Origin of the sequence: Flectobacillus major DSM 103, from assembly GCF_000427405.1 — a bacterium.
Classification (GTDB): domain Bacteria; phylum Bacteroidota; class Bacteroidia; order Cytophagales; family Spirosomataceae; genus Flectobacillus; species Flectobacillus major.
The window spans coordinates 939045-964956 of record NZ_KE386491.1; the positions used below are offsets into that span (position 1 = coordinate 939045).

The 25912-nt window shown below is 37.8% G+C and carries 16 protein-coding genes; 10 read left to right on the plus strand and 6 right to left on the minus strand.

What is annotated here, in order from left to right; translation table 11 throughout:
* Positions 1 to 1037: 1037 nt before the first annotated feature.
* Both FLEMA_RS0105710 and FLEMA_RS0105715 read left to right on the plus strand, forming a co-directional pair.
* Positions 1038 to 3767 carry a PAS domain S-box protein gene (locus tag FLEMA_RS0105710; RefSeq protein ID WP_026994634.1) on the plus strand — a complete coding sequence of 910 codons (2730 nt, stop codon included), beginning with the start codon at positions 1038 to 1040 and terminating at the stop codon, positions 3765 to 3767.
* Positions 3768 to 3966: 199 nt separating this feature from the next.
* Positions 3967 to 4392, plus strand: coding sequence for a response regulator (locus tag FLEMA_RS0105715; RefSeq protein ID WP_026994635.1), 426 nt, complete (start codon positions 3967 to 3969; stop codon positions 4390 to 4392).
* A gap of 190 nt (positions 4393 to 4582) precedes the next feature.
* Here FLEMA_RS0105715 and FLEMA_RS75935 read toward each other — a convergent pair whose 3' ends face one another.
* The 3 genes from FLEMA_RS75935 to FLEMA_RS0105730 form a co-directional block, all read right to left on the minus strand.
* Entirely contained in the window at positions 4583 to 5614 is a 1032-nt protein-coding gene (locus FLEMA_RS75935; protein WP_052353976.1) for a sensor histidine kinase, read from the minus strand.
* Positions 5615 to 5925: 311 nt separating this feature from the next.
* Entirely contained in the window at positions 5926 to 6363 is a 438-nt protein-coding gene (locus tag FLEMA_RS0105725; RefSeq protein ID WP_044174386.1) for a response regulator, read from the minus strand.
* Between the two features lie 413 nt (positions 6364 to 6776).
* Positions 6777 to 7616 (minus strand): MBL fold metallo-hydrolase, encoded by an 840-nt coding sequence (locus FLEMA_RS0105730; protein WP_026994637.1) that lies wholly within the window; start codon positions 7614 to 7616, stop codon positions 6777 to 6779.
* A gap of 156 nt (positions 7617 to 7772) precedes the next feature.
* On the opposite strand from FLEMA_RS0105730, the gene FLEMA_RS0105735 reads away from it, so the two are divergent.
* The 8 genes from FLEMA_RS0105735 to FLEMA_RS0105770 all read left to right on the plus strand — a co-directional run bounded on the left by FLEMA_RS0105735 (position 7773) and on the right by FLEMA_RS0105770 (position 21448).
* Positions 7773 to 8528 (plus strand): patatin-like phospholipase family protein, encoded by a 756-nt coding sequence (locus tag FLEMA_RS0105735; RefSeq protein WP_026994638.1) that lies wholly within the window; start codon positions 7773 to 7775, stop codon positions 8526 to 8528.
* A 424-nt stretch (positions 8529 to 8952) separates the two neighbouring features.
* Entirely contained in the window at positions 8953 to 12129 is a 3177-nt protein-coding gene (locus FLEMA_RS0105740; RefSeq protein WP_026994639.1) for a SusC/RagA family TonB-linked outer membrane protein, read from the plus strand.
* A 71-nt stretch (positions 12130 to 12200) separates the two neighbouring features.
* Positions 12201 to 13832 (plus strand): RagB/SusD family nutrient uptake outer membrane protein, encoded by a 1632-nt coding sequence (locus FLEMA_RS0105745; protein WP_026994640.1) that lies wholly within the window; start codon positions 12201 to 12203, stop codon positions 13830 to 13832.
* A gap of 678 nt (positions 13833 to 14510) precedes the next feature.
* Positions 14511 to 17702 carry a SusC/RagA family TonB-linked outer membrane protein gene (locus FLEMA_RS0105750; protein ID WP_026994641.1) on the plus strand — a complete coding sequence of 1064 codons (3192 nt, stop codon included), beginning with the start codon at positions 14511 to 14513 and terminating at the stop codon, positions 17700 to 17702.
* A gap of 54 nt (positions 17703 to 17756) precedes the next feature.
* Positions 17757 to 19394 (plus strand): SusD/RagB family nutrient-binding outer membrane lipoprotein, encoded by a 1638-nt coding sequence (locus tag FLEMA_RS0105755; RefSeq protein WP_044170897.1) that lies wholly within the window; start codon positions 17757 to 17759, stop codon positions 19392 to 19394.
* Between the two features lie 32 nt (positions 19395 to 19426).
* On the plus strand, positions 19427 to 20002 hold the full coding sequence (locus tag FLEMA_RS0105760) for a hypothetical protein (RefSeq protein WP_026994643.1): 576 nt from the start codon (positions 19427 to 19429) through the stop codon (positions 20000 to 20002).
* A 154-nt stretch (positions 20003 to 20156) separates the two neighbouring features.
* The gene (locus tag FLEMA_RS0105765) at positions 20157 to 21110 is read left to right on the plus strand and encodes an NAD-dependent epimerase/dehydratase family protein (RefSeq protein WP_044170899.1); all 954 of its coding nucleotides are present in this window, start codon (positions 20157 to 20159) and stop codon (positions 21108 to 21110) included.
* Positions 21107 to 21448 (plus strand): DUF4260 domain-containing protein, encoded by a 342-nt coding sequence (locus tag FLEMA_RS0105770; RefSeq protein WP_310587204.1) that lies wholly within the window; start codon positions 21107 to 21109, stop codon positions 21446 to 21448. The genes FLEMA_RS0105765 and FLEMA_RS0105770 overlap by 4 nt, the downstream gene beginning before the upstream one ends.
* Here FLEMA_RS0105770 and FLEMA_RS0105775 read toward each other — a convergent pair whose 3' ends face one another.
* From FLEMA_RS0105775 to FLEMA_RS0105790, 3 genes are all read right to left on the minus strand, one after another.
* Positions 21449 to 22456 (minus strand): AraC family transcriptional regulator, encoded by a 1008-nt coding sequence (locus FLEMA_RS0105775; RefSeq protein ID WP_044170902.1) that lies wholly within the window; start codon positions 22454 to 22456, stop codon positions 21449 to 21451.
* 49 nt (positions 22457 to 22505) lie between these two features.
* A complete protein-coding gene (locus FLEMA_RS0105780; RefSeq protein WP_026994647.1) occupies positions 22506 to 23576 on the minus strand; it encodes a M42 family metallopeptidase in 1071 nt (356 codons plus the stop codon).
* Positions 23577 to 24290: 714 nt separating this feature from the next.
* Positions 24291 to 25847, minus strand: a complete 1557-nt coding sequence (locus tag FLEMA_RS0105790; protein WP_026994648.1) for an acyl-CoA carboxylase subunit beta — start codon at positions 25845 to 25847, stop codon at positions 24291 to 24293.
* Positions 25848 to 25912 lie beyond the last annotated feature (65 nt).

The window sequence follows — 25912 nt, forward strand, 5'->3', positions numbered from 1 at the left end:
GACCACTATAATTGTTGTACTGTCAGCTGTTGTTGCTTCTTCGTGCATTGAAGCAATTATTGAGACTAGCGATTTGTTTTCAAGTCGTAGAAGCCGATAAGATAAAGTGGGTTTAGTAAACCAAACAGGTTTATTATATCGCTTAATCCACAGATTCAGAAAGCCAGTCGGGAGAGAATGGTGAGGTATGATATGAGATTTTGACGGTTAAAATTAAGCATAAATGTCAAATAGCTTCTTGCAGAGTAAAAATGATTGCTATCGCTAATACTGTCTGTATTTCATTATGCACTTCAAAGAGCAACCAAATATCAAGAATTTTCTTCATGTTTGGTTGCTCTTTTTATTTTTGAGCGATATTGCTAGGCTAAAATATATGACTTATTAGAGAAAATTATGTAATTTTGTACATAGTATTGTGCCTGAAAATATAAAATTTTAGGTGGTTTAAATACCCCTCTAAACGCTTCTCATAAAACTATATTATTTAAGTAAATTCTAGGGTTTGGCCGCTATATAGGCTTTTAGATTTCTCTATTTGTGTTGCTTAGATATAACGTATGCTTGATATATTACTTTTAGAAATCCAACTATCATTGGTATAAAGTAAGCGATTACCTGATTTTTAGCAGATATTCTTGTAGGGAATAGACCAAACAAAAGGACGTTTAATGGATTGATGTATTATAAAAATAAAGTGATTGTACAAAATAAATTTTACTTTTGAATTGAATCATTATCGGGTAATTAATTATTTAGTTTTAAAACTTAGAGTTTCTTCTTATGTGTTGATTATTAATTAATTATATTGAAGGTAGTTCGCCGTTATTTATCTCAAAATACTCAGCACGTCAATATTTTACCTCTCTATTTAATGTTAATTATTATGTTTCTTGTTATCACTGGATATGATAGCAAGATAATACCCTGTTGATAAAAAAACCGCTGTTGTTAATGGCTTATCGTTGAACTTTTACTTGTAGGCGATTGGCTAACTTTATAACTTTTTGCTACCATAATAATATACCAAGCATAGAATGCTAGATACTACCAAAGGCTTAAATATTCTGATTATTGAAGACCAACAAAATGAGTATAGTCTTTTGTTAGACTGTATTACAAATTCTGGAATTTATACAGCATCTATTGCACAGGCTCTGAACATGGAAGAGGCAAAGGATTATTTGTTGGGCGAAATACCATTTGACCTCATTTTTATTGATTTAATGCTAAATGCTTGTCAGGGAGCTGATTGTTTTTTGAGGGTAATCGATATGGCCGACAACAAGTTGCCTATTATTGCTCTTTGTGAAGTAGCATCGCCCGAAACAACGTTGTTGGCGCTTATCAATGGAGCTAAACATTACCTTATCAAAGGTTCTTATGATGAGCTCAGTGTCAAGAAAGTCATAGATGATTGCTTGGTGTTGATCGGGAAAAAAGCCAATTTATTTGAAAGTAAGCAGATTCAAGGTGAGGGCGACAGCTTGGGGGCTATTTGGGATATTGATTTGGTTGGGCAAAAGGTGAAGCGTTCGGGGCATAAGTTTTATCATTTATTAGGGTACAATACTGAAGAGTATTATGAAGATTATTTTTTTTGGGATAAATCTGTACACCCCGACGATAAAGCTCATGTAAATCAGGTAATTGAATCGTCGCTGGCCGATAATACTAGGCGGTATTGGGAGGTAGAATACCGCTTTAGAAAGAAAGACCAAACCTATATTTGGGTAAACGACCGAGGGTATATTTTGTATGATGCACAAGGTAAGGCTATCAGAGTCATTGGGGTTATTGTAGATATCGACGATAGAAAGAAAAATGAAAGCCTTATTGTTATGTCCGACCAACAACAACGTGCATTCTTTTTCCATAGCCCTTATCCGATGTGGATTTATGACGAAGAATCTAAGCGAATTTTGGAGGTTAACTGGGCGGCTATTCGGTTATATGGGTATAGTCGTAATGAATTTTTGCAGCTTTCTATTTGGGATATTCGACCAGAAAATGAAAAAAAATATTTCTTGAATGGTAGTGGCGATAACACCGTAGATTCGCCGATAAGGCATTGGCAGGTAAAGCATAAAAAAAAGAACGGGGAGTTACTTTTTGTAGAAGTAACAGCTTTGAGTATGTTGTTTGCTGGGAAAAATGCCGTACAGGTGATGATGGTAGATATTACCGAAAAAGTGAATGTTCAGAATGAACGAATGTTTGTATTAGAGGTTGTCGAAAAACTTAGACGCGAAATAAGCCTTGTCGATGGCCTAAAGGCTATTCTACAGTATGTTCGAGAATATATAGGCTGGCAATTTGGTGAAATATGGCTTTCTGATTTTCACAAAGAAACCATTAAACTGATAGCGTATGATTTTGACGAAATAGAAAACCCTAACTGTATCAAATTGGTAGAGGAGGCACGAGACAAGATTTATCCGATTGAAAAAACGGTATTCAAACGAAAGTCTAAGCATTATAACCCTTATTGGATTGAGAATCTGCAAGACGAAGAGTTGTTTGTACGAAAAACCATAGCCCAAAATATTGGCCTAAAATCAGGGTTTTCGGTACCAATTCCCTACAAAGGAAATTATGTGGCATGGGTTATTTTTTTTAATAATAAACCTGTCAAAAAAGATGTAGCTCTGCTTAATTTAATGGATAGTATTTGTAAGCAACTTGGCTCGGAAATAGAACGTCGTAATTCGGAAGAACACCTGAATTATATGTTTAAATTGAGTCGAGATTTGTTAGGAATGGCTAATTTTAAAGGCAAATTTACACAAGTTAACACTGCTTTTAGAAAAATTCTGGGTTATGACGAGGAGGCACTCTTGCATACATCTATCCGCAAACTTGTACATCCCGACGATTGGGGTATTTTGACTAAGGCTTTTAATGAATTAAAAATAAAACCAACAACTCCTCCGTTTGAGTTGCGTTGTATTGCCAAAGACAAAAGTATCAAATGGTTGTTGTGGACTATTACGCAGTTGCCAACAGAGGAAATTATTTTTGCCTCAGGACGAGATATTACTTCCAGAAAACAGCATGAAGCAGAACGAGAGGTGCTTATCAATGAATTGATAGAGAGTAATAAAGACTTAAAACAGTTTTCTTATATTACATCGCACAACCTCCGAGCTCCCTTGTCTAATTTATTGGGTATCTTGGACTTAATCAATCCTGCCAATATCAAAGATGAAATGACACTTTTTCTGTTTGAAAAATTCAAAGAATCATCTTTAGCCTTGAACCAGACCATCAATGACTTGCTGGATATCCTTGTCATTAAAAATAATGTCAATATAGAGCAACAATTAATTGATGTTGAATATGAGGTAACGAAGGGGATTAATGCGTTGGCCTATTTACAACAGGATGTCGATATGACCATTGAAACGGATTTTTCTGCAGCCCCGCAACTTAGGTTTAATATTACCTATTTTGAGAGTATCTTGCAGAACTTATTGACCAATGCTTTCAAATACCGTTCGCCCAATCGAGCGTTGCATCTGAAAATATACACAAAAGATACCAAAGATTATGTTCAGTTGTTTTTTTGCGACAATGGTTTGGGGATTAATTTAGAACGACATAAAGATAAAGTATTTGGCCTATATCAACGATTTCATCATTTGCCCGATAGCAAAGGATTGGGACTATATATCATTAATTCGCAAGTAAGAGCACTCGGAGGTACAATCGAGGTACAAAGCAAAGTAGAAGTAGGAACGACCTTTATCGTTTCTTTTAAAAAATAGCTTTATTGTGCAGGCAAACAGGTATTATTTATTGCAATACCTGTATGTGGTTATACGTTGATATACAGTTGGTTATAGATTATTGCCTTACTTTCATTATATCATATTACTTATTAAAATAAAATTATAGTTATATTAGCAAAATAGGAATGTTTAGAATAAAAAATAGATGAGTCTATTTTAGTTGAACGAAAAAGCGATGATAGAAAGCGTATTAGTTGTAGATGATGATTTAATAGCGCTCTCACTTTGTGAGTTTGCTATCAAAAACAGTAATTTTTCTAAGCAAGTGCAAACTGCAAAGAATGGGAGGGAAGCCTTAGAGATTTTTTTTAATTTAGAAGAATCGAAAGATGAAAATTTAGTAATTCCAACTTTGATATTTTTAGATTTGAACATGCCAATCATGGATGGCTGGGATTTCTTAAAAGCATATTTACAAAAGTTTGCAACCAAATATCCCGAAACAAAGGTCTGTATTTTGTCGTCGACCATAGACCCCGAGGATTTTGTTAAAGCTGGAAAATACAAAATTGTTTTGGAGTTTATCAGTAAACCTCTCACCATGGAGATTCTGCATGAACTTAAGAAAAGTAGTCAGTTGAAGAAATATTTTGAAAACTGACAGATGAGTTATCCTGAATTTTGAAACGAGGATTATCCTCCAACTGTTTATCAAAAAAGCGGTCGAAAAACAATTTTCGACCGCTTTTTTGATATTAATCTACTCGATGACTCATTTTTGGTACATCATATTACGTCTCTATTGCAATAAGCTAGACATAAAGAATAATCACTTATTCACACAATGTTTGTTAGGAAATAATTCCATTGAAGTCTAAAGGAATAGCCAGTATAGCAATTACCATATTCTCTTCTTCGGTAACACGAAGGCTTGCTTTGCCTGCGTACATTACCTGAAGCCTTTTGGCAAGATTGTTGAGACTTGTACCGAAAAAGTGTTCTTTCTTTTCTAATCCTCCTGTATTTCTTACAATAATAAACAAGCTATTGCCATCGATTCGTGTATGGATAAATAGCTCGCCTCCTTTGCGTAACTTGCTGATACCGTGTTTGATAGCGTTTTCTACCAATAGATAGAGCGACATCGAAGGAATTCTACAGTTTAAGGATTGGTTTTCTATCTTGAAATGATATGTAAGTCTTTTATCAAACCTGATTTTCTCTAAATCTAAGTATTGTTGCATCATCGACAACTCTTCTATTAAATTGACCATAGGTATTTCGCTGATTGTCAATGACTTGCGAAGTATGTCGGAGAGTTGGATAATTGACTTTTGTGCCAGCGGTGGGTCTATTCTTACTAAAGCCTTGATAGAATTGAGCGAATTAAAGAGAAAATGTGGGTTGAGCTGGCTTTTTAGGTTATCTAGTTCGGTGGTTCTGATAAGGTTCTGAACGGTAGCTTCAGTTCTGAGGTCTCGATAAAATTGTTTGATACTACGAATAGTAATATATAGCGATAACCAGATACCTATTCCCAAAAAGCTAATCAAAAAGGCATTGAGCCAAGTGATTTGAGTATTGGAAGGAAATAGTATGGTGGTAAAGCCTTTTAAACAAAAAGCCAATACAAGGACACAGCAAAACGACGCTCCAATACATTCTTGTAAGTTGGATTTAAGATATGGTAAACTAAAGTTATTTTTTGAAAAATAAACAAAGAGCCCCTGAGATATAAGTACTCCTAAGCTCGTGTTGGCTAGAATTAGAAGGAGAAGCTCAACAAAAGATGCAGTAGGACCAATCGTAATTAGTATTATACAAATACTAAAGCACAACCAACCCAACAATTGAGCACTCCAGTAAAGGCGGTTTTTATTCATTTATTCAAAAATTATATGCACTCATATTGGCCTTGAAGTATTTGCAGCGATTAGGCTGGGTATTCTTCAAAATACCTCGAATGAGTATGTGTGTTAGGGAAACATCACGCTTATACAAACGTGAATCATCCTATTGATTTTTGTTTAATTGTTGTTGATAGGTTTGTATAAGGCCACGAGGTAAGTGGAAAAAATAAAATAGCTTTTCGTTAGTGGCGTGCTAAGGGAAAGACAATTTTGCAACAATTATACTCATATAATCAATAGTAGTGCAAAAATAGGAGAACTAAGGAGATTAAAATAGATAAATATCAGTTTTCTATGAAATGAGACAACAAATACTGGTGTTGTTTGATTTCCTTGATAACCTTTACGGTAAGGGGTTTGCTAATAAACTGGATGATGATGTCGTAATTATTGGCTTTTTGTATATCATTTGGATCAATACTCGACGAAAGAATGATGATGCGAGTATCAGGAAAGGTTTTATGGAAGTCATTTTGAACAAACTCATCTAAAAAGTCCCAACCATTCATCACTGGCATATTTAGGTCGAGAAAGATAATAGAGGGGGCTACTGATTTTATTGCGTCGGTGGTACGGTTGAGCAGGTTGGAAAAATAATCCATTGCTTCTTTTCCATTTTGAGCCATGTCTACCTGTTCGGCAAAGGTAAAACGTTTGATAACCATATCGCAAAGCGATAGGGTGACAGTATCATCATCAACGAGTAAGACTTTTTTTAACATATTCATCATCATACAAATTGAAATGCTCGGGAGAAGCAGTATTAAGTTAGCGGGTTGGGTTCAAATAATATTAGCAGTACTGTACTTTAAGCCTTCCTAATGAATTGATGATATCTAGAATATGTATGTTCATGCTTTCAAGAACGTTTTCATAGTGAGATACAACAGCTCGCCAAGTTATAAAGTATTTTACAAGTTAACGGTAAAATCGACAATCTTGTTTTGTTTAGTGTGCTAATTGAGTAAACGGTACTGCTAAAATCGAGCCGAAATATGCTATTTTGGCTTTTTCTTTACCAAAAATATTTTTTTTTATTGAATATATATCCTTTTCGCTAATAAAATAGGGCTTTTAATCAATAGGTTATCAAAAATGAAGCCATTAATTGGTATTTTATAAAAACTGATATTTATCATATTTCATAAAGCTGATGTAGATTTTGGACTTTAAAGCCCTTTTCAGTTTCAATAACGGTTGCACAATCATACAGTGGGTCGTGGTCAAAGAACAACGACCACTCTTGGGCAGCAGCTTTTTGGAGAATACTTTGTTTTTCTTCCATTGTTTGCAAAGGACGAATATCATAGCCCATTACATAAGGTACAGGTATGTGTGCGTGTGAAGGAATAGTATCGGCTACAAAAAGCAGTGTTTTTTCTTGATAGGTAATTTTGGGCATTATCATTTTTTCGGTGTGGCCATCGGCAAGTAAAAAATCGATGTCTTCAAATTGATGAGCATCTTTATCAATAAAATAAAGCTGGCCAGCTTCTTGAATAGGCAATATATTTTCTTTGAAAAAAGTAGCTTTTTCTCGCAAATTTGGCTGAATTGCCCAGTCAAAATGAGTAGAGTGAGTCCAATAACGGGCGTTTTTGAACGTAGTTTTATAATATGTTTTGGTATTGTTCCACTCAACAGCCCCGCCACAATGGTCAAAGTGCAGGTGGCTCAAAATAACATCCGTAATATCGTCTTCAGAAAACCCTACATTCCTGATGCCCTGAATCAAGTCGCCTGAGCCATGGCGATAATAGTACGACTGCCATTTGGGGTCTTGTTTATTGCCCATACCCGTATCTACTAAGGTAAGGCGTTTGCCTTGTTCAATTAGCAAACAACGCATTTTCCAAGAGCAGAGGTTGTTTTCGTCTGCGGGCATCCATTTTTGCCAAAAAGATTTTGGAACAACCCCAAACATAGCCCCACCGTCGAGTTTGAAATTTCCTGTGTCAATACTGTAAAGTTTCATGTGTTCTTGTGTTTTGTTCTGTTTAATTTTTGCAAGATAGGAGAAGTTAAGTAAATTAGAAAATACATACTATAGCAGGCCCTAAGCAAAGGGTTGGATTACAGATGGAATACAGAGTTTCATACAAAGCTAAAAACTCAATAAAGAAGAACAATTATGAAAATAGGCCTAGTGTTATCAGGAGGAGGTGCTCGTGGAATTGCTCATTTGGGAGTTTTGAAGGCATTACAAGAACAGCAAGTACCAATACACCAAATTTCGGGATGTAGTGCTGGTTCTATTGCTGGTACAATGTTTTCGGCTGGGTATTCGCCCGAGCATATCTTTGAAATTGTGGTATCGACCAATACCCTAAAGGCATTCAGGCCTGCTTTTAGTAGGCTAGGTTTGCTAAAAATGCAAAAAGCCGAAGATATATATATGAAATATTTGCCCCACAATTCTTTTGAAAACCTAAAAATTCCGATGGTGGTGAATGCCACCGATATTCAGCTTGGCGAAAGTGTCTTTTTTTCAACAGGCGAACTCATCAAACCTGTATTGGCATCGTGTTGTATTCCAGGCTTGTTTGAACCCGTCAATTTTGCCAATAAAGTACTGGTAGATGGCGGTGTGCTGAATAATATGCCTATCGAGCCACTCGAATCTTCATGTGATTTTATTATAGGAAGTCATTGTAACCCTTTTGGACGTAACCCCAACCTTCGATCGATGCAGACGATTTTGCAGAAAAGCTTGTATTTGGCAATCAATAATAACTCAAAGCCCCGAATAGCTCGATGCAATTTTTTAATAGAACCACCAGCCCTCAAAGAATATGACCCCCAAGATGTGCGAAAAGCCAAAGAAATATTCAAGATTGGATATGATTATGCTATGTCGTTAGATATAAAAGGAAGCCTCGATACATAATAATATGAATGCAGAGTATTGAGTAAAACGTTTCTATGAAAAGTTCAATTTATTACGTAAATATCAGGAGAATGTATCTTCCTGATATTTTTTTTTATATAGCTGCTCATCACTAAATAAGATTATTTAATATAAAAATAAAATTTTACTATTGAGCCTAAAAGCCTAGTGTTTTAGTATATTATTTGGGGGTTAATACTTATAATAGAATTAAATGGAGGTATATAAGGTAAAAAATATAAGTAGTTATTACAGGATATTTTTTATATAAAAAATGGTCAAATCTCGTATTGGAAGAATATTTTACCATTTGTAAAGTCAATTTGCCAAATATCATTTTTAATTTGATTTGCTAGTTTCTTTAAAATTTTATAATTTGGTGTCGAATCATCTTAACAAATTTTAACCTTAACTAAATTAGTAAATGAAAAAAAGTCTATTATTGACTTGCCTCTTTGCTATGCTCTCTTGTGTAAGTTTATTAGCTCAAGACCGCAAAGTAACAGGGAAAGTGACATCGGCTGAGGACGGGTCGAGTCTTCCAGGAGTTACTGTTCAACTTAAAGGAACAGCCAAGGGTACACAAACTGATGGTAATGGTAGTTATTCTATTACAATCCCCTCATCAGGCACATTAATCTTCTCATTTGTAGGTATGGCCACTCAAGAGGTATCTGTTGCAGGTAAAACTGTGTTAGATATAAAACTTGACGTGGATGCTCGTCAGTTATCGGAGGTTGTAGTAACAGGTACAGGTTCGGCGGTTGACAAACGTAAGTTGGCGATTGATGTACAATCGGTAAGTGCCAAAAATTTACCATCTGTTCCGTCGGCATCAATCGACCAAGCTTTGGTAGGTAAAATTGCAGGTGCTCAGATTAGTTCAGGAAATGGTATGCCTGGCCAGCCCGTAAATATTTTGTTGCGTGGTATCAACACAATCAACCGCGGTACTTCGCCAATGATTTTGTTGGATGGTATTCAATTAGGCTCAACCGACTTGAACTCTATCGACCTAAACACCATCGAAAGAGTTGAGGTTGTTCAAGGTGCTGCGGCAGCTACTATTTATGGTGCACAAGGTGCCAATGGTGTAATTCAATTGTTTACAAAGAAAGGAAAAAATGGTCAATTGAATATTGATATTTCTTCTAGTGTGATTCAAAGTGAATACTTGAATATTGGTGGTGTGAAAAAAGCTAACCTTCATGGTTTTGAAACTAACGCTAATGGCGAAGTTATTGGAGGTACAGGAAAGCCTTTAACACTAGACCCTGTATATGGTTCGTATAGTGAGAACGTAATCTGGAATAGTACAGACCCAAATGTACAAATTAACAAGCCTTACGGAAAAAACCTGTTGTACTATGACCACTTTAACATGTTCTTTAAGCCATCGACCAACTACAATAACTCGATTGCAATATCTGGAGGTACAGGTAAAAGTGATTTTAGTATTTCTTTGTCAAACAATCAGCAAGAAACTAACTTTAAAAATTTGGGAGGCTTAGGAAGAACCAACTTCTCGGCTAATATTGGTGCTGAATTGGCAAAAGGCCTGAAATTACGTTCTATTACGCAGTTGATTTATACCAAAAATACTATCAACGATGCTACAGGTAGAAGTATTATTTACTCTGTATTCAACTCACGCCCATTTGCTAACTATGATTTTAAAGATGCAGACGGTAACTACCCCGTATATTTTGGGGATGCAGTAGGGGTGAACGGTGCCAACCCGAACTACGTAAACCAATATACCTCTTCATTGATTCATAAGGTTGATGTTGTACAAAACTTGTCATTGAACTATCAATTCCCTCGTTTTGTAGAATTGGATGCAAAATATGGTATCAACTACCAGCACCAAGAAGATACCTATACGTATTTGAACCAAGAGGGTAATAAAAATGCTGTTGACCAACAGTCATTTTACAGTAATTATGGTTCTGATGGTAAAGGTGAGTTAGACCAATATAATTATAATACGACCTTCCAAAACTTGATGGCATCTGCTTTTTTCAAAACAGACTTCCAAAAAGACTTTAACTTGAGCTTGCCAATTCGTACATCTACGCAGGTATCGTTCGACTGGAGAGATAGATATTATAAAGAATACAAAACTTATGGCTTAGGTTTACCAAATTATACGCCATTCAACGCATCTCAAACGCCTAACAACCGTATTGCTAGTGATTACAAAGAGCCATTTGTAACGTATGGTTATTTGGTCAACCAACGTGTTGATTATGGCGATGTTGCGGGTATCTCTGGGGGCTTCCGTACAGACTACTCTTCTGCATTTGGTGCAGCGTCAACACCATTTACTTTCCCTCGTGGAGATGGTTATGTACGTCTTTCTGCTTTGGATTTCTGGAAAAATGCTAAAATTTCGAGTACTATTGAAGAGTTCAAAATCAGAGCTGCCTATGGTGAAGCGGGTATTCAACCAAAACCATTCGACCGTTATGTAACTTTGAACACTAAAACGATTGGCTCTAGCAACAGTTTTTACTTCCCATTGGCACAGTCAAATCCTGGCTTGAACGTGGAGGTATCTAAAGAGCTAGAAATTGGTACTGATATTGGTTTGTCATTGGCCAAAGGAACACCTTGGCTGAACGATGTGTCTTTCTCGGGTAGCTATTGGAAAAGAAATACAGACAATGCCATTTATAAGATTGATGCTGCCCCTTCAACAGGTGTAGGTACATTATTGGATAATGCGTTCTCTTTGGCTTCACATGGTATTCAGTTCTCAATCAATGCCAATGTATTCAAAAACAATGATTTTTCATGGAACTTTACCACCAACTTTGGTAAGCAAACATCAGAAATTACGTCAGTGCGTGGTGGTGGCGAAGTAGTAGTAACTTCGGCTGCTGGTAGTACTGGATATGTATTGAGAGCAGGCGAAAAAATCGGTCAGTTGTATGGATTCTTTGGTGTACATAGCCTAGACGCTAAACTACCAGATGGTACCGATGCTATTGCTGCCGATAAACGTGCAAACTATGAAGTAGCAAGTAATGGCTGGGTAGTCAACAAAACTACAAAAGCTCCTTATTTCTCTACAAAACAATATAGCTTTGGCGACCCGAACCCTAAGTTTAATATGTCGTTTATCAATGATTTCTCATGGAAAAACATTGTAAACTTTAGTTTCCAAATTGACTGGGTAAATGGCTCTCACTTGTACAACCAAACCAAAGAATGGATGTATCGTGACGGTATTCACTACGATTATCAAGTACCTATTACTATCAATGGTCAAACAGGTGCTTGGTCGGCGTTCTATCGTGGTGTGTATGCTGAGGTATCACGTAACGGTACTAAAAACTATTTCTACGAAGATGCTTCATTTGCTCGTTTGCGTAATATCTCATTGGCGGTTGACTTAGTAAAAGCATTTAAGGTGAAAGGGTTTAGAAAGTTACAACTTGTATTTACGGGTCGTAACTTGGCTACTATTACCAACTATACTGGTTTAGACCCAGAAATTTCTTCTGGTACAAACAACTCTGCTTGGGATAGAGGTACAGACCACAACTCGATGCCAAACTTACGTTCATACCAAGTTGGCTTGAATATTGGTTTCTAGTCCGTACTAATTTTGGTCGGGAAACAATTTCCCGAAATAGAAAAAATTATTCAGTTTAAATGATTCAACGAATGAAAAAGATAAAAATAACTGCACTATCATTGCTACTTATGGGTGGCATGCTAACATCGTGCAAAGATCAACTCGATATTCAGAACCCCAACCAACCAACACCCGCTAGTGCTGCTACAGAAACAGGTGTAGTTGGCCTTGCTCAAGGAGCTATCTATGTCAATGGATTTACGTCGTCGGGCGATAAATACTATGACGGTGTAGTAGGTGCATTCTATAATGGTGTTGTAGGGTTTCATGAAATGATGGGTGATGTAGTAGCTGCCGAAGCTGCCAACACTTATATGAACAACCTTTCAGCTCCTAATGAAGTAATCCTAGACGATGGTACAAAGGTGGCAAACCCTAACTCGCCAAGTGCTCAGATTACCTTGTTGCGTGCTATCAACGTAAATGCTCAGCAAGGCGGAAACCCAGGTTTTCATGAGTGGGCAATGATGTATGGCTTGAATAATGCTGCCAATTCGGTATTAGAGGTGGTTGGAAAAACTACTTTTTCGGGCGATGCTGCTACCAAACAAAATACGTTGAAAGCTTGGGCTTATTTCTGGAAAGGTTTTGCATACTCTCGTATTGGCTCGATGTACTATGCAGGTTTGATTAACAATACCTCGGGTTCAACAAACGGTAACTATGTTTCAAAAGAAAAAGTTATCGAAGAAGCTAATGCTAATTTTGACAAAGCCGCTGCGTTGCTAAATGGCATTACCAATACGGCTGAATATACTACTATATTAACGGCATTGATTCCAAGCTATTTCCAAACTGGTAAAGGGGCTGTACCAACACCTGCTCAATGGATCAAAAACTTGAATACCCTAAAAGCTCGTAATATTGTGGTAAATACTCCTGCCGCTTCTATAACAGCCGCTCAATGGGGTACAGTATTGACATTGACCAATGCTGGTGTAGGTTCGTCAGACCCTGTATTTGCAGGAAATACCAACTCAACAGGTGATATTTTCTCTCCATTGTCGTACAGTGTAGCAGCTCGTTGTGTAGGTGCCAATGCTGCAGGGGGTACGTACAAAATCTCGGAACGTCTGATTCAGGATTTTAATGCTGGTGATAAACGCTTGGCTAATAACTTCAATCAATTTGCTGTTTGGGTTGGTAACTCTGACCGTGGCAATGCTTTTAATACTCGTTGGGCATTAAAAGATGGAGGTAATGGATTGGCAGGTGTAATGGTTTATACAAACCGTACTGCGGGTCAAGCTGAGTTGTATATGGTAGGTAGCTACGAAGAAAACGAACTGATGAAGGCTGAAGCAAAATTATATACTGGCGATATTGCTGGTGCGGCTGCTAGTATCGACAATGTTCGTAAATACCAAGGAGCTGGCTTAGCTGCTATTACAGCTACAGACTTAGCTACAGTAAAAGAAGAACTTCGCAAAGAAAGACGTGTAGCTTTGGCTTTCCGAGGTTTAGCATTTTATGATGCTCGTCGTTGGGGTGTACTTGACAGTGGCCGTAAAAATGCGGTAGTTATTTCTAAAGATGGAAAGACTATCAATACTAAAGCTACTATCAACTATGGCTATCTTGATTATTGGGATGTTCCAGACAACGAATTGGCGTACAATCCTGCAGCTGCTGGTAGTGCTGCTATCAAGAATCCGAAATAATACGATTGTATATGAAGGTATAAAAAGAGGCTTTCCTGAAAAGGAAGGTCTCTTTTTTTTGTATAGCAATAAACGTTTGCCATGAAGTTGTTCACCCAATAACAAAAAAAAATAATACTATGATGCTAACGTCTTCTACTTGTATTTTCTTACGGGTTGGCGGGTACTTTTGGGCTAATAGAAAAATGATAAAAGCTTCAATAGCCAATACCTTAATTTATATAGGAATTGGGACAGAATAAGTACTAAAAAAGAAAAATAGCCACCGATACAGAAACTAAAAATTCTAAGAATAGTTCAATATTGTGCTTTTGAGAGATAACAGAAAAATTATTTTATTTTTTTTGAAAGTATTTCAAGGAGAATTAATAAATTTTTTTAATAAAAATATAAAATTTTATCATAATTAATTTTAACCTACTAAAATAGTATATTATTTGGGTGTTAATACTTAAAATAGAATTAAATTAGGGATTGGCTAATAAAAATAATAAGTAGTTATAATCTATTTTTGAGATATAAAAAATGGCTAATTTTCCTATTTGAAGAATTTTTTACCAATTAAATAGATAAAAGACAAAATTTTGTATTTAAAATTATTTGTATGTTTCTTGATAATTTCATAAGTTTAGAATAGTAAATCACATAACTAATTTTTAACCTAAACTAAATCAGTTCATGAAGAAAAGTCTACTAATGACTTGCCTTTTTGCTATGCTCTCTTGTGTAGGATTACTTGCCCAAGATCGTAAAGTAACGGGGAAAGTGACTTCGGCCGAAGATGGGTCGGGTCTTCCTGGAGTATCGGTTTCTATAAAAGGTACTACCAAGGGAACACAAACAGATGCCAGTGGTAATTTCTCGATACCCATTGGTGGCGAAGGTGGAACATTAAGATTCTCATTTGTTGGATTTGCCTCCAAAGAAGTAGTTATCGGCAGCCAAGGAGTTATCAATGTTCAGCTCGTTAGCGATAACCAACAATTATCTGAAGTTGTAGTAACAGCTCAAGGGATTGTTCGAGAGAAAAAAGCCTTAGGTTATTCAGTTACTTCTTTAGACAAGAAAAGTGTTGAAGACCGCCCACAAGCCGACGTGGCAAGGGTATTGCAAGGCAAAATACCGGGTGTCAATGTTACATCTACATCGGGGGTATCGGGTACTGGTACCAACATCACCATTCGTGGTTATTCTTCTATTACAGGTTCTGTTCAGCCGCTTTTTGTTGTAGACGGCGTTCCTTTCAACTCAAATACTAATACTCGTGGTGGATTTACTGGTGGTGGGCAATCGTCGTCAAGTCGTTTCTTGGACATTGACCCCAACAATATTGAAAATATCACTGTACTGAAGGGACTTGCTGCAACGGTTACTTATGGTGATCAAGGTCGAAATGGTGTAATTTTGGTAACAACTAAAAATGGTACGAAAAAAGCCAGAAAAACAGAATACTCTGTTACGCAGTCGGTGTTTACCAATACGGCACACCTACCTAAATACCAAAATTCGTATGTAGGTGGTTTTCAACAAAACTTAGGGTATTTCTTTAGTAACTGGGGGCCAACCTTAGAAGAAGCCAAAATTTACCCTTCACAAAATACCAACACAGCATTAACCACTCACCCTTATGCTTTTTTGACCAATACTGCAGCAAGAGATGCTTTGGCTGATTATGTGGCTTCGGTAAGCCCTTACAAAATGGAGTTTTTTCCCAATAACGTAAAAGACTTTTTTCGTACAGGTTTGATCTCAAATACCTCGATGAACATATCGGGTGGTAGCGAAAAAGTAAGCTTTAATGTGTCGGCAGGTTATAATAAGGAACAAGGTTATATTCCTAATAACGGCTTAACCAGAATAAATCTGGGATTGGGTTTGAATGCTCAGCTTTCTAAGAAATTATCAATCAATACATCAATCAACTTTAATAATACCGACCAAACATCGCCTCCTTTGAGTGCAGGACAAGGAAATAATGCCTTAGATTTCCCTTCGGTATTGGCAAACGTGATGTTTACTCCTCGTCAAGTGGATTTGATGGGCTGGCCTTACGCCAATCCTGTAGATGGTAGCTCGGTGTATTTCCGTAGTGGCAATGATATTCCGAACCCAAGATGGATTTTGGAAAATTACAAAACAACAGGTGTCGTAAATCGTTTCTTCTCGGCTACTTCTTTTAACTTGGAGCTAGCCAAAGACCTTGCTTTTTTGTATAAAGTAGGTTTGGATACATACGATGAAACCCAAGAGTTTATGTTGAACAAAGGGGGTGTTTCGTTTGTGAATGGCCTTTATAATACGCTTAATTTCAAAAATACCATTTGGGATAACTCTGCTATATTCTCATATACCAAAACGTTGTCTGATAAGTTGACAGTAGCCGCCAAAGTAGGTGGAAACTTGCGTAATGATAGATTTTCATTATATAATATCAATAGCCAAAACCAGTTGGCTCGTGGCTTATTTCGTCATTCCAACTTTATTGATAACGTAGCAAGTAACCTTACTACCGAACAAACTCGTATGGGGGTATTTGGTGAAATTACGGCCGACTATGAAAACTATTTGTATTTGAATGTAGCAGGTAGAAATGACTGGACTTCGACAGTAGAAAAAGAAAACCGTCAGATATTTTACCCTTCTGCCAGTATATCGTTTGTACCAACCTCTGCGTTCAAAGACTTGGCCTCAAATACCATCAGCTTCCTAAAGATCAGAGGAGGGGTAGGTACGTCGGCTGGTTTCCCGAACCCATATCAGACACGTAATATTTTGAATCAGAATGCCAGAGGTTGGTTTACAACTGGAGCGATTCAAACACACTCTGTAGATAACGTTTTGGGTAATCCCAACCTAAAGCCTGAGCTTCATACCGAAACAGAGTTTGGTATAGAAGGTAGATTCTTCAAAAACAAACTAAGTGTAGATTTGACACTCTATCGCCGCGATACTCGTAACCTAATTACATCGGCACCACTCGATGCTTCTACAGGGTATACCAGTACTACTATCAACGTAGGTAAAATTCGCAACCAAGGTATCGAATTTAGTCTGTCGGGTACTCCTGTAGTACAAGGGCCATTTTCTTGGGATGTAGCCTTGACGTACTCTCGCAATACCCCCGAAGTGCTAGACTTGGGAGGTACTATTCAAGAAGTACAAATCAGTGGTTTTGGTTCAGCATTGGGCAACTATGCTATTGTGGGTAAGCCATTCAATATTATTAAAGGAACAGGTTTCCGTCGTGATGCCCAAGGCCGTTTATTGATTGATGGCTCTGGTAACTTACAGGCTACGGCTTCACCAGTAGTTTTAGGCGACCCTAACCCTGCATTTTTGAGTAGCATGACCAATACGTTTAATTACAAAAACTTTTCATTGAATGTAATGGTTTCGTATCGTCATGGCGGTGTAATTTATTCTACTACTGCAGGTGCATTGTTGGGTAGAGGCTTGACAATCGAGTCGGGTTCTGAAACAGGCTATGACCGTGCCCAAACCTATATTTTCCCAGGCGTAAAAGCGGATGGCTCACCAAATGATATTCAGATTACAGCTTCTGACATCAACTTCAATAACGTTTATTTCTTTGGTGATGAAGGTCGTATTTATGATGGCTCAACGGTACGTTTGCAAGAGGTATCACTTTCGTATAGCTTACCAAAAAACTTGCTATCTAAATTTGGTATCAAAGGCGCAAGCCTTACATTCTCGGGTAACAACCTTTGGTATAAAGCTCTTCATATTCCAAAAGGACTTAACCTTGATACAGACAACCTAGGTTTGGGTGTAGGTAATGGCCTTGGTTTTGAGTTTTTGACAGGCCCAAGCTCAAGAAGACTAGGAGGAACACTTAAATTAACATTCTAAGCTGTCATACATTGAAGAAGATGTGCTAACATTTATTTCAAAAATAATATCGATATGATCAAGAAAATAAAAATAGGTCTGTTTGTGTTGTCTGCCCTAATAGTCAGTTCTTGTAAACTAGACTTGCTCGACAACCCAAACGCTGTGACTACCAACAATACGGATATTAACTATTTGGCTAGTCAAATACAAGTTACTTATGCGGGGCATTTTAACCAAGTTAGCGACCCCGGAATGCGTCTTACACGTGTTTTACATGCTGGTGCGGCTATTTATGATAATGCCGTAACCCCAGGAGGGTTGGATAATACTTGGACAAATGCTTATGCTGGTATTTTGAATGACATCAAAACACTTATTCCTCTTGCAGAGAAAGGTGAGTTTTTTGTACATGCAGGTGTAGCCCGAGTATTACGAGCATCGGTTTTGGTAAATTTTGTGGATGTATTTGGTGACGTGCCTTATACAGAAGCTTTAGACCCTGCAAACTTTAACCCTAAAGTAGATGCTGGAGCTACCATTTATACCGTTGCATTGGCCGATATTGATAAGGCGATTGAAAACTTCAACGCTAAATCTAAATCTGGGCTAACAACCGACCTATACTATGGCGGTACTATAGATAACTGGATTAGAATGGCCAATACTCTGAAGCTGAAAATATTATTGAACCGCCGACTAATAGACCCAAGTGGTTCTCGTACAGCTATTAATGCTTTGATTACGGGCAATAAGTTGATTTCTTCAACAGCTCAAAACTTTGTATTCAAATATGGTACAAACCAAGTAAACCCCGATAACCGCCATCCAAGATATGCAGGACAATACTCTCCAACAGGTGGCGGCGACTATCAGTCAAATGCTTATATGGGTGGAATGTACGATAAAAAAGACCCACGTATTCGTGCTTATTTCTATCGTCAGGTAGTAGTTAACTCCAAAGATGTTAATGAAATTCGTTGTATAACCAACCAAAAGCCTAACCACTATGCTGCCACAGATTACTACTGCTTGCCAACCAATGTAGGGTACTGGGGGCGTGACCATCTTAGCAACGAAGGTATTCCACCAGATGGCTTGAAAAGAACAGCTTGGGGGCTTTATCCTGCGGGTGGTTTGTACGATGATAACGCTGGTAAGCCTGTATCGTTGGTAGCAGGTGCAGCAGGTGCAGGTATTCATCCAATCTTGATGTCTGGATTTACGGATTTTATGCTTGCTGAATCGGCTTTGACATTAGAAACTGCGGGCGATGCCAAGGCTTTACTAGAGTCGGCCGTTAGAAAGTCAATGAATGATGTAAGAACGTTTATGTTGGCTTCGGCCGAGGCTGGGAAAATTGCAACATTTGAAGCAGCGAACAATATTGTATGGGCCAACGAAGTAAATGCCTATGTAAAAGCAGTATTAGATGCTTATGCTGCAGCTCCTACCACTGCCGACAAACTCAATATTGTTGCAACAGAATACTGGTATAGTTTGTTTGGCAATGGTATCGAAGCTTATAACTTGTATCGTCGTACAGGTATGCCTCGCAACCTACAGCCTGCACTCGACGCAAACCCTGGTGCTTTTATTCGTTCGTTCTATTATCCAACTTCGTTTATCAGCAGAAATGTCAATGCTAAGCAAAAAGCCAATATGACAACGCCGGTATTCTGGGATAATAATCCAGCTAACTTGTTTAAATAAATACCTTCGTTGTATTTCAAAAAATGATATTTATGAAAAAATATAAAATACTTTCGATGTTACTGGCTTTAGGCTTTTTTGTAGGTGCCTGTAAGACTGAAATGATAGAGCCGATAGACTTAGATGCCCTCGAAACAGGTGGGTATGTTCGTACCGTTACTCCGTATCCTGTGGGGGCTTCAACCTTCAATTATAGTGCCGCCGATATGGCAGGTACTAAAATGGAATTTTTAGCGGAGGCTGTAACGCCAAATAAAGGAGCTGATTTTGCTTCGTATGAATTGGTTATCAAATTTGTAGATGCAACTCCTGCCAACGGAACCAAAACTACCGCTGCGTTGCCATTGAAGGTGCTCCAAGCATCGTCTTTTACCAAAGATGCCACAACAGGCTATCCTAGAGCAACTATCACGGTAACAGGTACTGAGGCGTTGACAGCCACCAAACTTACAACTAGCGATATTGCAGTAGGAGATAGATTTGAAATAACTGGTACAATGAAATTGACCAACGGAAAATCATTTTCTATTAGTAATACAGGGGCTAATATTACGGGTGGGGCTTTTTATAGCTCGCCATTCTTTTATCGTGTCAATGTGATAAAATAGGGTATTAGTAGTTGTTTAAGAATATCTCAGAGCCGAGCAAGTTCATCTTGTTCGGCTTTATCTTTTTCGTGTTTAGTCATATACAATTGCATAATTGGTCAGTAAGCAGGTGGCTAATTGGTAGCAACTTTGTATCAGCTAAAACGCAATAAAAATGAAATCAGATATTCTTATTTTAGGGGGTACAGGTAGTATTGGATATGCTTTTACCCAAAATCTGCTGGCAAAAAATAGGCCAGTAACTTTGTTGGTTCGTAATGTGGCAAAAGCTCAGGGCATATTTGAACCAAACCCACTGCTAGAAATAATAGAGGGCGATGCCCAAAACGGAGCGTTATTAAAGGAATTGGCTCAAGACAAAAAGGTGATTTTTCATGGCATTAATTATCCGTATCACGAATGGAAAGTAAATATGATGTCGGTAACTCAGCGTATTATTGAGGCCGCTAGTATTAATAATGCTCAAATTATTTTTCCTGGCAATGTCTATAATTATGGTAATATGGCTACGCCAATTGTAGAAAATAGCCCCGAAAAACCGTGTTCCATAAAAGGACAACTTCGTGTTGAGCTGGAAACAACTTTGAGAGAAGCTGCTCGGCAAGGAAAATGTAATGTTTTGATAGTAAGGCTCCCCGATTTTTGGGGCGAAAATGTTCAAAACGAAGGAGTAAAGCCTATTTTTATGAATGCCTTAAAAGGTAAAGCCATGCCATGGCTTATTAGGATAGATATTCCTCATCAAGCGGTTTATACGCCCGATGCCGCTGAAATAATGGTAAGGCTGATGCTGGCAACAGCTAATAGTACTTTTGAACTTTATAATTATGGTGGGCAAATCCATGACAATATCCAGACACTTTTTGAGCAAATTGCTAAGCAGGCTCATGTAAAGCCCAAATTTATGGTATATCCCAAATGGATGGTAGCCATTTTGGCTTGGTTTATTCCTGTGCTGAAGGAAATACAAGAAATGTATTATCTCTATGAGAATACAGTAGTGCTAAATGATGATAAGCTAAGAAATTTGTTTCCCGACTTTCATGAAACATCTTTGGAGGAAGCTATTCAAAATACTTTACGTTGGTTTAAACAATATTCAAAATGATGAAAACTTTATTGAAATTAGAAGAATTGGCTCAGTTTGTAGCAGGAATAATACTTTTCAACTATTTGCCTTATGCTTGGTGGTATTTTTTGGTATTGATTTTACTGCCAGATATTGGAATGTTGGGTTACTTGATTAATACCAAAACAGGAGCATGGATATACAACCTATTTCACCACAAAGCAGTTGCCCTTACGATATTAACAATAGGATATTATCAGCACAACCATATTTTACTTTTGGTAGGAGTGATATTGTGGAGTCATGCGGCAATGGATAGATTGATGGGCTATGGCCTAAAATACGAGGATTCCTTTAAGCATACTTCGCTGAGTTAGCTATACCAAGAGTCTGTTTCTAAACATGGTGGGTGTTTGACCTGTCCATTTTTTGAAAGACCGAAAAAATACACTTGGGTCGGAATAGCCAAGCAAATACGCAATGTCGGTGGTACTAGAATGAACCTGCTGAAGATGTTTTATGGCTAGTTCTTTCCGAGATTGCTCTAAAAGTTGCTGAAAAGTAATACCTTCTGCTTTGAGCTTTTGCTGGATACTTCTAATGCCAATGCCCAGTTGTTTGGCAATATTACCAAGTGAAGGTTCTTCTCCTTTGAGGCTTTTTACAATTTCGACCCTAATAATATCGCTAAACGCTTCTTTGGGCTGGAGCTGTGCCAGTAAATCCTGAGCGTGTTGTTCAAAGATATTGAATAAATGAGGATTGGCATTGATAATACGCCTTTCTAGTAGACTTTTTGAAAATATCATCTTGTTTTCTGAACTATTAAAATAGACAGGACATCCAAAAACACGTTGATATTCTGCTACATCGGCAGTGGGTGGGTACATAAGATAGATGGCATCGAGGGGAAAATCAGACTGCGATAAGGCCCTAAATGCACTAATATATACCGACATTTCTGACTCTACGGCATAATGAGGATAAATAATGTCGGTCGAATTTACTTCAAATTTAAGAATAACTTGTTGTTCGGTATGTTCTTGAATGGTCATTACTGCATTACAAGCAATATCTTGATACTGACAAAGTTTGTCGATGGCCTTGCCCATAGTGGGCGAGTGCATCATGATATATGCCAGAATACCTACCGAGACAGGATTGATGATTTCGCCCATACACACAGGAATATTAGGCATTTGAGAATACGCTATGACTTCTTGCCAAATAGCCTGTACTGTTTTGATAGCAAGCCTATTATCGGGGTTGTTTAGAATGACTGGGTCTATTCCAACAGCATCAATAATGGCTTGTTGTGGAACGCCTTTGCACTGAGCAGCCCATAAAATCATATTGACCGACCCAACCGAGAGTGTTTTGTTCATAGGTATTGGGCATAGAGATTGGGCCCCAAAGCCCAATCTCTACCTTAACTTATTTGATGTATCTCCAATCTTCATTGCCTTGTAGTGCTAGCAACGAATCATAAATCAATTGAATTACTGCACTAACATCGTCTTTATGAACCGTTTCTACGGTTGTGTGCATATATTTCAATGGCAATGAAATCAAGGCCGATGCTACGCCCTCTGTTGCATACGCAAATGAGTCGGTGTCTGTACCAGTAGAACGTGATACCGCTTGGCGTTGAAACGGAATATTTTTTTGAGTAGCCACATCAATAATAAAATCACGAAGGTTGTTTTGTACCGCAGGGCCATAGCAAATAACGGGGCCTTTGCCACATTTTAGGTCACCTTGTTCTTTTTTATTGTACATAGGAGCTTGCGTATCGTGGGTTACATCGGTAACAATTGCTACATCGGGCTTGAGGCGACGTACTATCATTTCGGCACCACGCAAACCAATTTCTTCCTGTACGGCATTAACAACATATAAAGTAAATGGAAGCGTAACATTGTTTTCTTTCAGCATACGAGCCACCTCTGCAATCATAAAACCTCCAACACGGTTGTCGAGAGCACGACCCACATAGTAACGATTGTTGAGTTCGGTTAGGCCGTCTTCAAAAGTCACAACAGTGCCTACATGAATTCCCATTTCTTCAACTTCTTTTTTATTGGCAGCACCAAGGTCGATAAAAATGTCGTTTACCGTTGGTGCTTTGTCTTTGGCAAGGTCACGCACGTGAATAGCAGGGTAGCCAAATACACCTTTTACTACGCCATTTTTGGTATGCAAATTACAACGCATCGACGGAGCAATTACGGCATCAGAACCACCATTGCGACGTACAAAAACATAACCGTTGTCGTCGATATAGTTGACAAACCATGAAATTTCGTCGGCATGAGCCTCGATAACTACTTTGTAAGGCTGTCCAGGGTTAATAACTCCTACAGCAGTACCATAAACATCAATAATTGTTTCATCGATGTAAGGCTTCAAATAATCAAGCCAAATTTGTTGTCCAGAAGCTTCAAAGCCTGTTGGAGAGGCATTGTTGAGGTATTCGTAAAGGAATTTTTTTGCGTTTTCAGTCATAATTTATTCTATAAAAAATTTATCTAAAAAAGTTTTTAATTGAAAAGGGCAGGAGTGTCAAGATTCCAGTGATTAGGTTCTAGGAAATCTCGTTCTGCTTCTTTTATTTTTTCTTTTGGGTTTTACTACTTCCTAAAAGTGCTTCTAAATAAGCATAATTTTTTGTTTTACGGGCAGATATGGTATAATTCTTATCAGGATATTTTTGGGAGTATCCCTCATAACTTTCCCAACAATCAAAAATTTCTTTGTGTTCAAGATGGATAATTTGTTCAAGCCATATTTCTAAATCCTATCTCCAAATCTTGTAAAAGGGTATAAATCTTATTGTCGTTAAATAGCACAATACCAATACTTTCTGTATTGAAGTAGGTATGTGGACGAGTTTCTTATAGGTTAAGAGTTGAATGATACTATCAAATGTTTTTCGAGTAATTTTGTCTGGATTGGCATGTTGCATGTATTTTTTACAAGTTGGCCTAAGTATCCAGTATTATTAGCAAGCAGATTAAAATTTTTTTAGCTTGAGCACGAGGTTGAATTGACCAAGGTTTTGCATTTCAAACGACTCAAATTGTTTGAAATTTTCTATTTTGAAGTATGCTAAATGATTTTTACCCATTGAATACTCCTTTTCAACAAAAATACAAAACCCCAAAGGTTTTAAAAGCCTTTGGGGTTAACAAATATAAAAACATCTTTATAAAAGAACGACTACAATGGAATATTGCCATGTTTTTTACGAGGCAGTGTAGCTACTTTATTTTCTAACATACCAAAAGCACGAATCAGTTTTTGGCGTGTTTCGGACGGCAAGATAACTTCGTCGATATACCCTCTGTGAGCTGCACGATAAGGATTTGCAAATTTTTCGGTATACTCATCCACTTTTTCCTGTAACTTCTCTTCAGGATTTTCGGCCTCAGCAATTTCCTTTTTAAAGATAATTTCGGCAGCACCTTTGGCACCCATTACAGCGATTTCGGCTGTTGGCCAAGCATAGTTCATATCAGCACCGATATGCTTTGAGTTCATTACGTCGTATGCTCCACCATAAGCTTTACGGGTAATTACGGTAATTCGGGGTACTGTAGCTTCACAGAAAGCATACAATAATTTTGCTCCGTGAGTAATAATGCCACCCCATTCTTGGTTGGTGCCTGGCATAAAGCCCGGTACATCTTCCAATACCAATAACGGAATGTTGAAGCAATCGCAGAAACGTACAAAGCGGGCAGCTTTCATACTAGCGTGGATGTCTAATACACCTGCCATAACCGCTGGCTGATTGGCTACAATACCGATACTTTTTCCAGCTAATCGAGCAAAACCTACTACAATATTTTCAGCATAATTTTTATGAACTTCAAAGAAAGAATCGCTATCGGCGATATGCTCAATAACCTCTTTGATGTCGTAAGGCTGATTGGGATTTTCTGGAATAATTTTATCTAAGTCAAGACGAACCTCATCGCCAGTTTCGTAAGGGAGGGCAGGAGCTGAGTCTTCGCAGTTTTGAGGAACATACGATAATAGTTTTTTGATATCATTGATACATGCCACCTCGTTGGCACATGAAAAATGAGTAACGCCCGATTTGGTTGAATGCGTAGAGGCTCCCCCTAGCTCTTCGGATGTAACAATTTCGTGAGTAACGGTTTTTACGACATTGGGGCCAGTAACAAACATATACGAGGTATTTTCAACCATCAAAATGAAGTCGGTAATAGCAGGAGAATACACTGCTCCGCCTGCACATGGACCCATTACGGCTGAAATTTGAGGAATAACGCCCGATGCTAAGGTATTCTTATAAAAAATATCGGCATAGCCAGCCAGCGACATTACGCCCTCTTGAATACGAGCCCCCCCCGAATCGTTTAGACCAATGATTGGTGCTCCATTTTTCATGGCTAAGTCCATTACTTTACAGATTTTTTCTGCAAAAGTTTCGGATAAAGCTCCACCAAAAACTGTAAAATCTTGGGCAAATACATAAACAAGCCGCCCATGGACAGTACCGTATCCTGTAACAACTCCATCGCCCAAATAATATTCTTTATCTAGGCCAAAATCTTTACAACGGTGCATGACAAATTTGCCAATCTCTTCAAAAGAGCCTTCGTCCAACAAAAGAGCTATACGCTCACGAGCGGTAAGCTTGCCTTTTTTGTGTTGTGCTTCAATACGCTTTTCTCCGCCTCCAAGTAGGGCTTCTGCATTTTTACGAGCTAAAATTTCAAATTTCTCTTGGTTTGTCTTTACCTTCATGGTATCCTATGGTATTTGTTTTGTATAGAGTACCAAATATAAAGGGCAAAAATTAGATAACGTGT